At 43.5% G+C, this 14,691-nt stretch carries 17 protein-coding genes; 14 read left to right on the top strand and 3 right to left on the bottom strand.

Features of this window, described 5'->3' with window-relative positions; all coding sequences use genetic code 11:
• Positions 1-38: 38 nt before the first annotated feature.
• Entirely contained in the window at positions 39-998 is a 960-nt protein-coding gene (locus KJS65_RS10455; protein WP_213649762.1) for an SDR family NAD(P)-dependent oxidoreductase, read from the bottom strand.
• A 164-nt stretch (positions 999-1,162) separates the two neighbouring features.
• Between KJS65_RS10455 and KJS65_RS10450 the strand changes: the two genes are divergently transcribed.
• The 7 genes from KJS65_RS10450 to KJS65_RS10420 all read left to right on the top strand — a co-directional run bounded on the left by KJS65_RS10450 (position 1,163) and on the right by KJS65_RS10420 (position 6,910).
• Entirely contained in the window at positions 1,163-1,732 is a 570-nt protein-coding gene (locus tag KJS65_RS10450; protein WP_213649761.1) for a TetR/AcrR family transcriptional regulator, read from the top strand.
• A gap of 203 nt (positions 1,733-1,935) precedes the next feature.
• Positions 1,936-2,121: a hypothetical protein gene (locus tag KJS65_RS10445; RefSeq protein WP_213649760.1), complete on the top strand. Its 186-nt coding sequence runs from the start codon at positions 1,936-1,938 to the stop codon at positions 2,119-2,121.
• A 207-nt stretch (positions 2,122-2,328) separates the two neighbouring features.
• Entirely contained in the window at positions 2,329-2,691 is a 363-nt protein-coding gene (locus tag KJS65_RS10440) for a BlaI/MecI/CopY family transcriptional regulator (RefSeq protein WP_213649759.1), read from the top strand.
• Between the two features lie 3 nt (positions 2,692-2,694).
• A complete protein-coding gene (locus KJS65_RS10435; RefSeq protein WP_213649758.1) occupies positions 2,695-4,755 on the top strand; it encodes a M56 family metallopeptidase in 2,061 nt (686 codons plus the stop codon).
• A gap of 277 nt (positions 4,756-5,032) precedes the next feature.
• On the top strand, positions 5,033-5,893 hold the full coding sequence (locus KJS65_RS10430) for an ABC transporter ATP-binding protein (RefSeq protein ID WP_213649757.1): 861 nt from the start codon (positions 5,033-5,035) through the stop codon (positions 5,891-5,893).
• Positions 5,886-6,542: an ABC-2 transporter permease gene (locus KJS65_RS10425; protein ID WP_213649756.1), complete on the top strand. Its 657-nt coding sequence runs from the start codon at positions 5,886-5,888 to the stop codon at positions 6,540-6,542. The genes KJS65_RS10430 and KJS65_RS10425 overlap by 8 nt, the downstream gene beginning before the upstream one ends.
• Positions 6,539-6,910, top strand: a complete 372-nt coding sequence (locus KJS65_RS10420; protein ID WP_213649755.1) for a GntR family transcriptional regulator — start codon at positions 6,539-6,541, stop codon at positions 6,908-6,910. The genes KJS65_RS10425 and KJS65_RS10420 overlap by 4 nt, the downstream gene beginning before the upstream one ends.
• A 148-nt stretch (positions 6,911-7,058) precedes the next feature.
• On the opposite strand, the gene KJS65_RS10415 is transcribed toward KJS65_RS10420, so the two are convergent.
• Together KJS65_RS10415 and KJS65_RS10410 are read right to left on the bottom strand one after the other, a co-directional pair.
• Positions 7,059-7,790: an MORN repeat-containing protein gene (locus tag KJS65_RS10415; RefSeq protein WP_213649754.1), complete on the bottom strand. Its 732-nt coding sequence runs from the start codon at positions 7,788-7,790 to the stop codon at positions 7,059-7,061.
• A 212-nt stretch (positions 7,791-8,002) separates the two neighbouring features.
• Positions 8,003-8,839 carry a sulfurtransferase gene (locus KJS65_RS10410; protein WP_213649753.1) on the bottom strand — a complete coding sequence of 279 codons (837 nt, stop codon included), beginning with the start codon at positions 8,837-8,839 and terminating at the stop codon, positions 8,003-8,005.
• 294 nt (positions 8,840-9,133) lie between these two features.
• Between KJS65_RS10410 and KJS65_RS10405 the strand changes: the two genes are divergently transcribed.
• The 7 genes from KJS65_RS10405 to KJS65_RS10375 all read left to right on the top strand — a co-directional run bounded on the left by KJS65_RS10405 (position 9,134) and on the right by KJS65_RS10375 (position 14,689).
• Positions 9,134-9,454: a rhodanese-like domain-containing protein gene (locus tag KJS65_RS10405; RefSeq protein WP_213649752.1), complete on the top strand. Its 321-nt coding sequence runs from the start codon at positions 9,134-9,136 to the stop codon at positions 9,452-9,454.
• Positions 9,455-9,525: 71 nt separating this feature from the next.
• The gene (locus KJS65_RS10400) at positions 9,526-10,113 is read left to right on the top strand and encodes a sulfurtransferase TusA family protein (protein ID WP_213649751.1); all 588 of its coding nucleotides are present in this window, start codon (positions 9,526-9,528) and stop codon (positions 10,111-10,113) included.
• A gap of 26 nt (positions 10,114-10,139) precedes the next feature.
• On the top strand, positions 10,140-10,535 hold the full coding sequence (locus KJS65_RS10395) for a DsrE/DsrF/DrsH-like family protein (RefSeq protein WP_213649750.1): 396 nt from the start codon (positions 10,140-10,142) through the stop codon (positions 10,533-10,535).
• 32 nt (positions 10,536-10,567) lie between these two features.
• On the top strand, positions 10,568-11,725 hold the full coding sequence (locus KJS65_RS10390) for an MBL fold metallo-hydrolase (RefSeq protein WP_213649749.1): 1,158 nt from the start codon (positions 10,568-10,570) through the stop codon (positions 11,723-11,725).
• Between the two features lie 37 nt (positions 11,726-11,762).
• On the top strand, positions 11,763-11,990 hold the full coding sequence (locus KJS65_RS10385) for a sulfurtransferase TusA family protein (RefSeq protein ID WP_213649748.1): 228 nt from the start codon (positions 11,763-11,765) through the stop codon (positions 11,988-11,990).
• Positions 11,991-12,460: 470 nt separating this feature from the next.
• On the top strand, positions 12,461-13,261 hold the full coding sequence (locus KJS65_RS10380) for a sulfite exporter TauE/SafE family protein (RefSeq protein WP_213649747.1): 801 nt from the start codon (positions 12,461-12,463) through the stop codon (positions 13,259-13,261).
• A gap of 240 nt (positions 13,262-13,501) precedes the next feature.
• On the top strand, positions 13,502-14,689 hold the full coding sequence (locus tag KJS65_RS10375) for a glycoside hydrolase family 88 protein (RefSeq protein WP_213649746.1): 1,188 nt from the start codon (positions 13,502-13,504) through the stop codon (positions 14,687-14,689).
• The last annotated feature ends 2 nt before the right edge of the window (positions 14,690-14,691 follow it).

Genomic DNA, 14,691 nt, shown 5'->3' with positions numbered 1-14,691 from the left:
CTATCCGGCCATTTCCAGATTCATCGGCCCTTACATCATCAGACTTTCAGAATTGTCTCCGCCTGAGTTAATTTCGACATTTCTACGCTAGCCTTCCACAGAGAACTCCAATTCTCATTGTTATACGAAAGTTCGGAAGATTTAATTTGTTTCTTACCTTCGAAATATTTTGCTGTCGTCTGGTCAAGCTTACTGTCGGTTACCAAATTGGCTAATGCACTTCCTGACTGGCGCACAGTATTCACATTCGGATAGAACAAAGTTAAAACAGGCAATACATAGTTCCAAACAAACTTCATAACAGGAGTATAGCTTTGAGCAAGCCCCGTTCCTGGCATCATTCCAGGATCGAAAGCATTGACGGTAATCTTTTTATCGGTTTGCTGCTTTATTCTACGGGCCAGCTCATAGGTGAAATATAAATTACATAGCTTTGAAGTCGTGTAGCGCCGTCTGCCAATAAGGGAAATGGCTTCATTTGTACCAGTTGGTTCAGGAACAGCCAATTGTTGGGGATTCACAAATATAGGTTCAGGCATTCCAGTTTTTTTCAATGGATCATGGGTTCCGCTACTAACAATTACAATTCGGCCTCCAGGCGTTATTTGTTCAAGCAACATATTTGCCAGGAGAAAATGACCGAGGTGATTTACACCAAAGGTAATTTCAAACCCATCTTTTGTATAATGTGTATCATCAATAAATTGTACACCTGCGTTGCATACAAGTGCATATAAGGGCGGGTAATCCATTTCGGATAAATTTCCAATGAAATTTCTAACAGATTCCAAAGAGGAAAGATCCAATTCCATGGAGGTTATGTTGTTGTTTTTGGTTTCTTGTATGAGGGAACTAACGGCTTGTTGGGCTTTGGCTGCATTGCGGCAAGCTAGAATAATATAAAAATTGTTGTCATATTTAGCAATTTGTTTAGCGCATTCGTAGCCTAATCCCGAGTTTCCACCTGTTATAATAACTGTTTGTTTCTGTGAACTCATTTCATACACTCTCCTTAGGATTATCATTATATAAGTAAAAGGACGTCTATTTTGTTGACAGTGTCAACATTGACTGAGTATAACCTCGCAATGTTGACATTGTCAACATTGAGGGGTAAAATTTTAATTGCAAGGAACATGAATCTATTTCACAAGAGGGAATTATGAAAAATAATAGTGATACAAAACAAAAACTGATTCAGGTCACAAGGGAAATGATTGACCAACAAGGAATAGACGCTATTAATATGCGAGATCTTGGCAAAAAAATAAACTTGTCCCGAGGTGCCCTATACAGACATTTCAAAAATAAGGATGATTTGCTGGCAACCATTGCAACTGAAAATTTCGTGTTGCTGAATAGAAATATTCAGCTATTAAGCGACAAGATTTACGAACCACGGCCGCTTTTGTATGCCATTTTGCTTGCTTATTATGATTTTGGCATCAACAATCAGGAGCATTATCAATTGATGTTCCGTAAGCAATGGGATAAGGAAATGTATCCTGAACTTGTTACTTCCGCTTTTTTTATGTTTACTTCCGTAGAGAAGTGTTTGGAAAAGGCGGGGAATATACGGAAGTCTTCAAATCAATCCACTGCAATGATGTACGCATTTATTCATGGTCTGGTGGAACTGAATATATCAGAGCACTCTGAATCAGAGAAAGGATTGGATAGTCCCATCCAGCTTATCGATTCTTTTCTGGATCTGATTTTTATGAATTCGTGAATGATAAAGGCCACAAGCACATATTGTATATGCTTGCGGCCTATTCATCGTGTCATCTGCTTAATTTTTCAAAAGTAGATAGAGAATGAGCTAGACTCATCGATTATTCTGGATATACAAAAATAGGATTTCGCTTGAATCTGAACTTAAAAAAAACATCTGAATAATATAGAATTATTATCATCATAAGAAAGAGGTTGGATATGACTTATTCACAGATCTGGAACAATTCAGGAATTGAAGCTGATATTCACTATCTGGAACAGCAGATTCAGGCTGTCAAAAAAGAAAAGAAACGAGCAGAAGCCGCAGGTCTTCAGGAAATAGTGAATCAAGCGAATCACAAGTTGGCTGAATTGGAAGCAAAGCTGGACGAGCTTGAAGATTAGGAGCTAGGCAGCCCATGTAGGGTAGTCGCTTATACCTGAATGAGTGCACGCGTTATCCCCAGAATTTTATTACACAGATAATTAAGAGTTTAACATAAATGTAATAAAAAACATCATCATCCATATATAGACAAATGGGTCTACGGATTGTAGACTATGGAGAGAAGATGCGGTCTATGAATTGTAGACCAGTTGGGGGTGTGCAGAATGGGGAACATCAGACTGACGGAAATGGAAGGGAAATTCGCGGATTTAATTTGGGACAATGAACCGGTCTCGTCAAGGGATCTGGTGAAGTTGTGCGAGTCAAAGTTGAACTGGAAGAAATCAACCACGTACACCATGCTAAAACGTATTGAGAGTAAAGGGATCTTTGATAACCAAAATGGTGTTGTCGTAGCTATCATAAAAAGGGATGATTTCTTTGCCGAACAAAGCAATCAGTTTGTGAAGGACACATTTAACGGTTCATTGCCAAAGTTTTTGGCCGCATTCACCAAAACCCGAAAGCTGAGCGACAGCGAAATCGAAGATGTGCTAAGACTGATCAACGAGCATAAGGAGGGATAGACCGTGGCTCAGCTGTTTGTGCATACGTTGAACATGAGCATAACGGGGATATATGTCATTTTGTTTGTGATCGTGTCGCGAATGCTGTTCAGAAAAGTCCCCAAGATCTACTCCTACGCGCTTTGGTCCGTGGTATGGTTCCGGCTCGTTTGTCCTTTTTCTTTCGAGAGTGCATTCAGCTTCATCCCTGCTCAGGTACAAAGCGTTCCACTTAACAGGATCTACTCGCAACCCCCTCAAATGCAAAGCGAAATAAGCGGATTGGAAGAGCAAACGGTAAATCCAATGATGTCTGCATCTGCTCCCCTTACTACACCTGCTGCTGAACTCAGTTCAACTCCTACAAATATATGGTTCGAAATAGGCCAATATCTATGGCTGTTCGGGATTGCTTTGCTGATCGCATACAGCATTGTTACCACGGTACGACTCCGTCGGAGATTAAAGAATGCATCCCCCGTTTTTAAGAATATATATGAAAAAATCGGTATCACGACACCCTTTGTGTTCGGCGTACTTAGGCCCAAAATTTATCTGCCGGTCGGTCTTCATGATCAAGAAAGAGCTTATATCATCAAACATGAACAAGTTCATATCCAAAGGCTGGATCATATCATCAAACCGTTCGCGTTTGCCTTACTGTGCATTCACTGGTTTAATCCGTTTGTCTGGGTGGCTTTCTTCCTCATGAGCGATGATATGGAGAAATCCTGTGACGAAAGTGTCATTAGACAATTGGGGAGTGAAATAAAAAAGGACTATTCGACCTCTTTATTGTCCTTGTCTACCGGAAAACGCTTCTTAGGCGGTTCTCCTCTTGCGTTTGGAGAGAGCAACACGAAAGGGCGAATCATCAATATTCTTCATTACAAGAAACCTGCATTTTGGGTTGTGATCGTGGCAGTGACTGCAGTAGCAGCCCTTTGTGTGGGACTCCTAAGCAATCCGCGAAAAGCGGATTTAACCGTAAATGATTATGCTGAGCAGTATGTTGACCAGAGAATAACGGATTTTAAAAATGTGAAGATTGTTGACCGGAAAATTACAAAGCTTGAAAAAATAGCGGAATTCGACGAGCTGCTGTCAATGCCTTTGGAAATTTGGGCACTTGAATATCGCTTGAAACCAGATGATCCAGACAAGTTGATCCTGGCGGAAGGGTTGACCGATGGTTTAATCACCGAGGAAGGAAGCATGGGAAAGCCGATGCTCATATTTTCCTATGAAAATTCATCACCGCAGTATCTGGGCGTGATTAGAAGCGGAGAAAATGATATGACCACAAAATCCGGACAGGAAATGGCGCTTCGTGTGTTTCTTGAGGGAAACGGGCAGCTGCCTCATGTGACCTATCCAGGGAATCTCGTCCTGGTGAAATTTCCGCTGTCCACGGGAGAAACAAGCCAGCTTTTATTATCCCAGCCGGTTGTTCAAGGAGATTCGGGGATTTGGTGTGTGGAGCGATGGAAGGATACCAATGGGAATGAATATTACAATACGCCCCAAACAGAGATTGCGATAGCGGATTATTATGCCCGTCTGCAAACGCAAGCTGCTCAGGGGGAGAATGCCTCTCTTCTTAATCCTTTACAGGTTGCCCTTCAGTATATCAACAAAGATCTTGGTCAACATGTGGCCAAAGATCAGTTGGCTGCGGAGTATGACGCTACGGCCAAGGATTTTGCGGGCACGCCTGAAAGCACGTTATTGGGATATGTTCTGAACCTTAGCATGTACCATGATTCTTTTGATTTTGATAAAGTCGAATGGCTTACGCTGAAGGATTCCGCACGATTTAAAAACCTGAACATCAATCCGGACGTGGATATGCCTGGAGGATTCTATGTTCTCAACAAAAGTACCGATACGGAGCCCCTTAAAGATACGGCTGAAACGAAGTATATCCTGCTTGACCCGGAGAGCGGGGGGGCGAATCAAACCAAAATCGTAAGTAAGCAAGCCTTCATTGAACATTTCAAGCCGTCTCCCGATTCCGGAGTCCTGTGCACCATTACTTCCAAAGACGGTTACGTGACCAGTATAGCGGAAAAATATTTGCCGTAACTGAACTCGTTTCTATGATCAGCCATAGAGACTAGATAGACGGGGATAAACTTTATGAACTTATATTTTTACGAAACAAGAAGAGCCTGCACTTAGTGTAGGCTCTTCTTTTCTTACTCCTCTCTCATAGCGATTGGGATGCCCGCTATACGATAACCAATGAACTTTAGGCACAGTAATAATTTTGGAAATTTTTCCTTTTTAATGATTGACATCATAATTTCCGGATGATATATTGTGCATACACAACATACACAATTCAAAGAGGAGGTACGGTATGCTGGCATTAGACATTAGAAATTTAAATAAGAAATACCCCAATTTCCAGTTAAAAGATGTATCGTTTCAACTGGAAAAGGGTTATATCATGGGTTTTATCGGTGCCAATGGCGCAGGGAAAACAACCACCATAAAATCGATCTTGAATATGATTCATATCGATAGCGGTGAAGTACGTATTTTGGGCAAGAACGCCGCCGAACATGAAACCGAATTGAAGCAGGAAATCGGTTGCGCATTTGGCGGCATCGATTTCTATACCCGCAGCAAGTTGAAAACATTGACCGATGTCATTAAGAAGTTCAACAAAAATTGGGATGATGAAACCTATTACAATTATCTGAAAAGATTCAAATTGGATGAAGATAAAAAAATAGCCGAATTGTCGACGGGAATGAAAGTGAAGTATAATTTGGCTCTTGCTTTATCCCATGGCGCGAAGCTTCTCGTCCTCGATGAACCGACAAGCGGACTCGATCCGGTCGCAAGAGATGATCTGTTGGATATTTTTCAAGAGCTCGTAGTCGATGGCGAAATCAGCATTCTTTTCTCCACTCACATTACAACCGACTTGGAAAAATGCGCGGATTTTATTACCTTTATCGAAAACGGGCAAATCATCGCCAGTTCTGAGAAAAATGACTTTATGGAATCCTATCGCTTACTAAGTGGTAACGAAAGCCAGCTAAACCGGGTGAAAGAACAGTTGATTTCCTACAAAATCAATTCATTCGGATTTACAGGATTGATTCATTCCAAAGATTTTGATTCAGCTTCCGATATTAAAGCGATTACGCCGAGCCTCGAGGAAATCATGATTTATTTCGCAAAAAAGGAGGATATTAATATCTATGTATAACTTGGTGATGAAGGATTTGAAATTAGGCGTAAATCCTATGTTTTTCGTCTTTCCTTTATTAATGGGTGCCTTAATGCTTGTTCCCGGCTGGCTCTATTTTCTCGTCCCTATGTATTTCTGTTGGATCACGATACCCAATATGTTTGGGCAATTTAGATCGCAGAACGACTTGATATTTACCTCGATGATGCCCGTAACCAAAAAAGACATGGTTAAGGCAAGGGTCTTCGTTATTGTCATCCTGGAAGTATTGCATCTTCTAATTGCCATGATCTATAGCATGATCACGATTCGCTTATACCCGCATTTGACCTACTATTTCTTTGCACCGTACATGGGTTTCTGGGGACTTTGTTTTGTCATGATTGCGATCTTCAACATGATTTTTATACCCATGTATTACAAAACAGCGTATAAATTCGGCGGGGCAGCGACCGTATCCATTGCGGGCGCTATGCTTTTTGGCGGAGTCGCACAATGGATTGGAATCCAAAGTTCATTTGTGTCCGACATTTTCAATGGTACCGGGGCACACAATATGACACTTCAAATATCCATTCTGATCGCAGGAATCGTGATATTCATTGCATTCACCATGTTTGCTATTCGAATTGCGGTCAAACGGTTCCTAAAAGTAGAAATCTTATGAACGTATCGATCTCGAGCACATCTGAAAAACCGATTTATCAGCAGCTTTTCGAACAAATTAGCGCCCAGATTTTGAAAGGGGAGCTCGAAAGCGGCTATTGTTTACCGCCTATTCGGCAAGCAGCCTTGGAGCTTCGTGTCAGTGTCATTACCGTAAAGAAAGCTTGGGAAGAACTCGAACGAAGCGGTTTGATCAATACAGTAACAGGTAAAGGGTGTTTTGTAGCCGAACTCTCATCCGAGGAGATGCTTCAAAAACGCAACGATATGATCTTGGAGCAAATGGTTAGCGACACTTCATATTACAAATCCTTTGGTCTCACCATAGAAGAAGTTATTGAGCTTTTGAAGAAGGTTTATACCATTTGAATAGGACGTTTATTGCTTCAATTCGGCTTCTTTCATAGACAGAGAAGATTACTGATCATATCAAAATCATCAAAAGCTAAAAAGCCGAGCCTTATTTAATAATAGGTTCGGCTTTTTCCACTAGTTAATATCAACGTAGTACGTACTTTTATTTCAGCGGAACTTGCTTGGATAGCTTTTCGAACTCCTCAAGATAAGGATTTAGTTTGGCTGAGATGCTTTGCAAATATTTCAAATCCGCATCATTTTTGCGTTGTTTGGCCTTGGTTTCAGCGGGGAAAATCGAGCAGCTCTTGACCGTGGAGCCGTTGCGATAATCCACACTGAACAAGTTGCCTTTTTTTAGCGAGCTTTTCATGTTGATATTGCTTCCCAGGATGGCGAGCGTTTCCTGCGAACTTTTGTAGGTAAAACTGTAATCTGGATCGGCCAAGGCGTGAATGACGTCGTATCCGGTTTGAAGCGTTCCATTGGCAAAAGCGCCAATTAGGATTTCATTCGAACGGACCGCACCGTCTTCCATGGTGACTTTATGGGTAAGCGTTCCTTTTCCGTTCATGTTGTCCTGTTTCCATGCACCGGTGTAGACTACTGTATGTTTTTCTCCTTCGGAGACATATTCATTCATATATTTCCCCGTTCCTTCACGTTTACCGCCAATAAAATCGCCCGAATACTGTTTATGTTCTCCCCAGAGCATTGTCCCTCGTCCATTAGGGACCCCGTTCTTAACCTCACCGTAATATGAGGTTTGTTCGGAGATTTTTACCCATTCCTTGACCGGTGCCGCGCTTGCCGAAGATGGTCCGGAAACGAAAGAGGCGGTTGTAAGGGATGCACAAAGCGCCATAGTTATAGAAAGTGCAGTTACTTTTTTCATCGATGGTCCACCCTTCATGTATGCAAATGTTGTGTTTTTTCTAAATTTCATCTCATCATATAGACGTAAATCTGCGGAATAAGTTGCTAAAAAAGGTGGAAACATGCATGGGTGGGCAGTGCAACCATAGGCCATTAGCCCCCGTTCTCTTTTCATGAGTTTCGCTACACCATCAAAATAAAAAGGCCGCGTTCGACGCGGCCTCTCGGTTCTTACTCGTCCCCCGTCGCTACCGGGTTCTCGTTGTACGAAATCCAGTCGCTCCAGCTGCCAGCATATAACTTCACATTCTTAAATCCAGCCTTCCCAAGCGCTAGTACATTCGGGCACGCGCTTACGCCGGAGCCACAGTACACAATAACTTCCTGCTCAGGATCTATATCCGAGAACTGAACTTTGAGCGCATCCGCGTTCTTCCACCGTCCTTGCTCATCCAGTACATCTTTCCAGAACTTATTGACTGCACCAGGGATATGTCCGGCTTTGGCATCCATGGGCTCTTCCAGACCTGCATATCGGCGGGATTCCCGTGAATCAATCAAAAGCGGACCGCCGTTTTTAACCACATTTTGTACATCTACCATGCTAACAAGCATGTTAGGCTGCACATTAGCCTGATATTGACTTGGAATGCGCACCGCTTGGTGATCACTGACCGGGAAGGAGGCTTTTTTCCACGCAGAATAGCCTTCATCCATGACATGAACATTTTCATGACCCAAATACCGGAGCATCCACCACAAGTGGGAAGCATAGATGCCTCCTTGATCGTCATAGGCAACAACAGTACTATCTCTATTCATGCCAACCTCACTAAGAACTGTGGTTAACTTTGAAATCTCAGGTAGTGGATGTCGTCCACCATGTGTGCTTACAGGAGCAGACAATTGTTTTTCCAGATCTAAATAGATAGCGCCGGGAATATGATCCTCCGTATAGGCTTTACGTCCAGCTTCCGGGTCAGTGAGTAAAAAGCGGCAATCGACTATAACAATTTCCGGCTCGTATAATCTGGCAAGCAGCCATCGAGTAGAGACGATCGGTTCCATAGTGATTCCTTCTTTCATGTTTAATATGTATGACGTCATTATATCGAAAAATAAAAGAGGACGCATCTTTAAGCTTATGGCTTAAACTGCATCCTCAAGTTGTTAGGTCAAAATGATATCCCGACTTACTATTGAACTTATAATAATCACCTAACTTGACATAAGGCGGAGAACAGTATAGAATTTATACCCGTTGGGGTATTCAACATGAGAGTAGGTTGTCCCATCTTTTTTTATGAAATTTTTAATACCCCATGGGGTATACAAAAAAACAGAAAGGAGTTTGACACGCAGATGAATCAATCATGGTCCGACATTACGCCACAGGAAGTAGAAGAATGGATTCAAAGTCAGCGCGGGGACCTGCAGTTTATTGATGTACGGGAATTGGCCGAGTACCAGCAGGGACATATTAAGGAAGTTAAGCTGATTCCGCTGAGCCAGCTCGAAGTTCGTCATGATGAAATCGACCGGAACAAAGTAACTGTCGTGATCTGCCGTAGTGGCAACCGCAGCCGCCAAGCTTGCGAATTTCTGTCATCTTATGGGCATCAAAAGCTTCATAACATGACGGGTGGAATGATGAACTGGCAAGGGCAAACAACAAAAGATTAAGCGAGATAATACTCATCCCAAAAAGCAAAGACAAATTGTTGTCTCGATACAATATTGAAGAAGGTGAAGGTATGGATATCAAAGTTGACCGCGTTGTTGATGCAAAAGGGCTGGCGTGCCCAATGCCGATTGTCCGCACCAAAAAAGCAATAAATGAACTGGATGCTGGCCAGGTGCTTGAACTGCAGGCCACTGATAAAGGTTCCGTAGCAGATATTCAGGCATGGGCGAAATCTACAGGCCATCAATTTTTGGGTACGCAGCAGGAAGATAAGGTGTATCGGCACTATATTCGCAAATCGGAGCCGGATGAGATCAAGGAAGAAATCACCTTCCCGCATTCCGTTCGCAATGATGAGCTGGAGAGACTGATGGATGGGGATCAGGAGATTCATATTTTGGATGTCCGCGAGCCTGCTGAATTTGCCTTTGGCCGCTTGAAGGGTTCAAAGAATATACCTCTCGGAGAATTGGAACAGCGTGCTGACGAATTGAATCCGGAGGATGTCATTTATATGGTGTGCCGCACGGGCAACCGCAGTAACTTGGCGGCCAATCTTTTGGCGGAGAAAGGCTTCAAAAACCTTAAAAACGTCGTTCCCGGTATGTCCGAATGGACAGGATCCGTGGAGCGGGATGAATTCAAACCATTAAACTAAATTAACCTATTGGAGGAAAAAATAAAATGGCAACTAAAGTAGCAATTATCGCAGCAAACGGTGGAATGTTCGACGCATACAAGGTTTTCAACATCGCAACGGCCGCAGCGGCAAGCGACGCAGAAGTAGGCATCTTCTTTACATTTGAGGGTCTGAACCTGATACACAAGCAAGCTCATCAGCAGCTTCCTATGCCAGCGGGTGCTGAACATTTTGCAGAGGGCTTCAAAAATGCGAATGTGCCTTCCATTCCGGAGCTCGTATCGATGGCTCAAGAATTGGGTGTGAAAATCATTGCCTGTCAAATGACCATGGATGTGATGAACCTGAAAGAAGAAGACTTTATCGACGGCATTGAAGTGGGCGGAGCAGCGACTTTTATCGATTACGCCAAGGATGCTAACATTTCCTTATCGTTTTAAATACGTTTTGACATCAAAGAGGAGGAGAAACCATGTCTGAAGAGACGAAGCAATCATCACTTACCAAAATGACGCCTCAAGAATTGACGCAGATCGTTGCAGGTCACGAGGAACTGTTTGTACTGGACGTTCGTAATGAGACAGAATTTAATGATTGGAAAATCGAAGGCGAGAATATTGAAGTGATCAACATCCCTTACTTCGAACTGCTGGATGGTATCGATCCTGCGCTTGACCGAATTCCTGACAATAAGCGTCTCCTTGTCGTTTGCGCCAAAGAAGGCTCATCCCAGTTCATCGGAGAGCAGATTGCGGAAACCGGACGTGAAAATATATATTACCTTGAAGGCGGCATGAAGCTGTGGAGTGAACATCTGGAGCCTGTCAAAGTCGGAGAGCTGCAGAGTGGCGGGGAAATCTATCAGTTTGTCAGAATCGGCAAAGGTTGTCTTTCCTATATGGTGCTTTCTGAAGATGAGGCAGTAGTTATAGATACAGCTCGTATGATACAGCCATATATTGATTTTGCAAAAAAGCATAATGTACAGATTAAACATGTACTGGATACCCATCTGCATGCTGACCATATTTCCGGAGGACGGGATTTATCCCAAGCTGCAGGAGCTTCCTACTGGCTGCCTCCTAAGGATGCGGATGAAGTAACCTACCCGTATAATCAGCTTGTGGAGAATGACGACCTTCTAATTGGTAATGGCAAAGTAAAGATCCACCCGATTTATACCCCAGGTCACACGATCGGCAGCACTTCTTTTCTGATTGATGACCAATACCTGCTGACAGGTGATATACTGTTTATCGCCTCGATCGGCCGTCCGGATCTTGCCGGCAAAGCCGAGGATTGGGTCAGTGATCTCCGGAATTCCTTGTATGAGCTCTATGGAAGCCTTCCTGAACAGCTGGTTGTACTGCCTGCTCATTTTGGCAAAGTAACCGAGCTTGACGAGCAAGGGAAGGTTGCGGCGAAGCTGGGAGCTTTGTTCAGTCACAACCCGGGCCTTAATATGGCGGATGAAACAGAATTCAGAAAAACAGTAACCGAAAATCTGCCGCCTCAGCCTAATGCTTATCAAGAAATCCGTCAGACGAACATGGGCAAAATCAATCCGGATGAAGAGCAGCAGCGCGAAATGGAAATGGGACCTAACCGCTGTGCCGTACACGATAAATAATATTGTAATTTTAAAGAGAGATAAGAGGTGGATATTCATGAACGCAGATAAAGTGCTTGATGCCAAGGGGCTTGCCTGTCCAATGCCGATCGTAAGAACCAAAAAAGCGATTGAGGAATTGCAAACGGGTCAAATTCTAGAAGTTCAGTCGACAGATAAGGGATCAAAAAATGATCTGACCGGCTGGGCTAACTCTACAGGCCACCAACTGCTGGAGAGCAAAGAAGAAAACGGTATTTATACGTTTTGGATAAAAAAGAAGTAAGAGGAATCAATTTTATTAAGCCGCTTCAATCAAGGCTATATATAGATCCAAACGGTTTTATTGGTCTATATATAGTTTCAATGTTATCGTTTTAGTGAGTTATGAAATTGATTCAAGAACAGCTCATAAAAAAGCAAACACTCCGGTATCACGGAGTGTTTGTAATTTTATCGAAACAGTTAACTGTGATATATAATTCTGACATTTAGATGGGAGTAGGTTTCTTCTGTATAATGTTGATTCGGGCAGCTCTTGATGCAGCGGAGATGATCTGATTCAGCAACGAGCGGTTCGGAACAATCCGGGCAGCGATCCTGAAACAGGCTTTTAATTTTGGCCAGCATGCTCATTCACCATCCTATTCCCATTGAATTACTTGGTTTTGTTTATTATAACGCTTCTTGTGCTGTTAGTATAGTGCATTTCAAAAAGTTTATACGAAAATGGATCGGCAGAGGTGGTGCACTAATATGGAAGTAACCGGATTTATCATTATGTTTCTAATCGGGATGGTTGGCTCCTTCTTTTCGGGACTGCTTGGTATTGGCGGAGCCATCATTAATTATCCGCTGCTTCTATACGTTCCTGAACTGTTTCATGCTGGCAGTTTTACAGCCAAAGAGGTTTCATCAATTAGTATGTTCCAGGTTTTCTTTTCCTCGTTGGCCGGTATGCTTGCATTCAGGAAACAGAGTAAAACAGAAAAGCCGCTAATGCATATGGGCTTGATCACGAACATGGGAATCAGCATTCTGATCGGCAGCCTGGGAGGGAGCGTCAGCTCAAGATATCTCCCCAGTGATACGATAAACATCGTGTATGGCGTGTTGGCTATTATTGCTGTCATTCTGATGCTGATACCAAACAGGGGAAGCCGGGATGAAGCGACGCTGGACACCATTACGTTCAATCCAATCGCTGCCTCGACTGCGGCGCTGCTTGTCGGGATCGTATCCGGAATCGTTGGAGCGGGAGGCTCTTTCATCCTTATTCCGATCATGTTGACATTGCTGCAAATCCCTACCCGGGTTACGGTAGCCTCCTCGCTCGCCATTGTATTTATCTCTGCTATTGGCGGCGTGTCTGGTAAACTTATTGGAGGAGGAATCCCTTTTCTGCCAACGCTCTTCACCGTTATAGGCAGTGTGCTGGGCGCACCGATTGGCACACGGGTGAGCCGTCATTTAAACGTCAAATATTTGCGTGTCGGCCTAGCCGTACTAATCGCAGTCACCGCAATCAAAATCTGGTGGGGAATTTTTTCCTCGTAACGCAGCATACTGGCAGTTTAAAAATTGGTCCTTGAAATGAACCCCTTGTAGTAGGAGGTGAACATTTCGAGGGCTTTTTTGCAATGGAACGATGTTTAAACAAGGCAGACTTTTTTTCTTCTCAGCTTAAATGAAGTAAAAACAGCAGTACATCAGAAAATATAACGATTGTGATAAGGGGCTAATACTGGTTACAATTCAACCCAAGACGATTCTTCAATCGCTGGGAGGAATGCAATCATGAAACAGGTCAGAGACGAAGAAACTCAGGAAACGAACAGGTATGATCAAGCCCCGCGGCTCACAAGAGAGCGATGCCAAGATGCGATCACATTTATTTTGGGACAAGTGGACCGGAATCTTGAAACGTTCGCGGACACTTTTCCTTCAGAAGCCAGTACGGGTAACATATACCGGCAGGTGGGCAATACCGAATGGACACCGGCATTCTGGACAGGAATGCTATGGCTCGCGTATGAGACAACAGGTGCTGAGAAATACCGGCATGCGGCAGAAAGGCAGCTTGGCAGTTACAGACAGCGGATCGAGGAACGCCGTTACACAGACACCCATGATCTCGGATTTTTGTATACGCTTTCCTGCGTGTCGGCGTACAAGCTGACAGGGAATGAAGAGGCCAAACGGCTCGCTTTGGAAGCCGCCGACCTATTATATATCCGTTATCTGGAGAAAGCCGGGATCATCCAGGCTTGGGGAAATCTGAGCGATCCGAAGCAGCAGGGCAGGATGATTATCGACTGTTTGATGAATTTACCGCTGCTATATTGGGCAAGTGAAGTGTCAGGTGACAGTAAATATTATGAAGCTGCGGCATCCCATGTCCTGATGTCTGCTGAGCATCTCATTCGCGAGGACGCCTCTAGTTTCCATACCTTTTATATGGATACCGAGACGGGGGCACCTAAATATGGCTCGACAGCTCAAGGGCATGCGGATGATTCATGCTGGTCTCGCGGTCAGGCATGGGGGATATACGGATTTCCGCTTTCTTACCGCTATACAGGCGATACTCAGTTGATCGATCTAACAAAAAAAATATCAAACTATTTTCTGAACAGGCTTCCGGAGGACTATGTTTGCTACTGGGATCTGATATTTACAGAAGGCAAGGAAGAAAGGGACAGCTCGGCTGCTGCCATCGCCGTATGTGGTCTGCTGGAAACGTCTGCTCATCTTCCGATGACGGACCCGCTTAAACGCAAATATGAAAATGCGGCTTTGCTGATTCTGGAATCTCTGATTGATCATTACATGACGCAGGAAGTGCCGGAATCAAACGGAATTTTACTACATGCGGTATACAGTAAACCAGGAAACAACGGTGTGGACGAATGCTGCATCTGGGGTGACTATTACATGTATGAAGCACTTATACGTGTAACTAGAGACTGGAAGCCTTATTGGTAAAG

This window comes from Paenibacillus sp. J23TS9, from assembly GCF_018403225.1.
Lineage (GTDB): Bacteria > Bacillota > Bacilli > Paenibacillales > Paenibacillaceae > Paenibacillus_AQ.
The sequence above is the reverse complement of the archived record's forward strand: the minus strand, read 5'-3'. Positions and strand labels throughout refer to the sequence as shown.

Bases quoted from the DNA above. Each gene is read 5' to 3' on its own strand.
- KJS65_RS10450 (WP_213649761.1), top strand. From the start codon at position 1,163: ATGAAAAATAATAGTGATACAAAACAAAAACTGATTCAGGTCACAAGG.
- KJS65_RS10385 (WP_213649748.1), top strand. From the start codon at position 11,763: ATGAACGCAGATAAAGTGCTTGATGCCAAGGGGCTTGCCTGTCCAATG.
- KJS65_RS10395 (WP_213649750.1), top strand. From the start codon at position 10,140: ATGGCAACTAAAGTAGCAATTATCGCAGCAAACGGTGGAATGTTCGAC.
- KJS65_RS10400 (WP_213649751.1), top strand. From the start codon at position 9,526: ATGGATATCAAAGTTGACCGCGTTGTTGATGCAAAAGGGCTGGCGTGC.
- KJS65_RS10380 (WP_213649747.1), top strand. From the start codon at position 12,461: ATGGAAGTAACCGGATTTATCATTATGTTTCTAATCGGGATGGTTGGC.
- KJS65_RS10425 (WP_213649756.1), top strand. From the start codon at position 5,886: ATGTATAACTTGGTGATGAAGGATTTGAAATTAGGCGTAAATCCTATG.
- KJS65_RS10405 (WP_213649752.1), top strand. From the start codon at position 9,134: ATGAATCAATCATGGTCCGACATTACGCCACAGGAAGTAGAAGAATGG.
- KJS65_RS10390 (WP_213649749.1), top strand. From the start codon at position 10,568: ATGTCTGAAGAGACGAAGCAATCATCACTTACCAAAATGACGCCTCAA.
- KJS65_RS10445 (WP_213649760.1), top strand. From the start codon at position 1,936: ATGACTTATTCACAGATCTGGAACAATTCAGGAATTGAAGCTGATATT.
- KJS65_RS10410 (WP_213649753.1), bottom strand. From the start codon at position 8,839: ATGGAACCGATCGTCTCTACTCGATGGCTGCTTGCCAGATTATACGAG.
- KJS65_RS10415 (WP_213649754.1), bottom strand. From the start codon at position 7,790: ATGAAAAAAGTAACTGCACTTTCTATAACTATGGCGCTTTGTGCATCC.
- KJS65_RS10440 (WP_213649759.1), top strand. From the start codon at position 2,329: ATGGGGAACATCAGACTGACGGAAATGGAAGGGAAATTCGCGGATTTA.
- KJS65_RS10375 (WP_213649746.1), top strand. From the start codon at position 13,502: ATGAAACAGGTCAGAGACGAAGAAACTCAGGAAACGAACAGGTATGAT.
- KJS65_RS10430 (WP_213649757.1), top strand. From the start codon at position 5,033: ATGCTGGCATTAGACATTAGAAATTTAAATAAGAAATACCCCAATTTC.
- KJS65_RS10420 (WP_213649755.1), top strand. From the start codon at position 6,539: ATGAACGTATCGATCTCGAGCACATCTGAAAAACCGATTTATCAGCAG.
- KJS65_RS10455 (WP_213649762.1), bottom strand. From the start codon at position 998: ATGAGTTCACAGAAACAAACAGTTATTATAACAGGTGGAAACTCGGGA.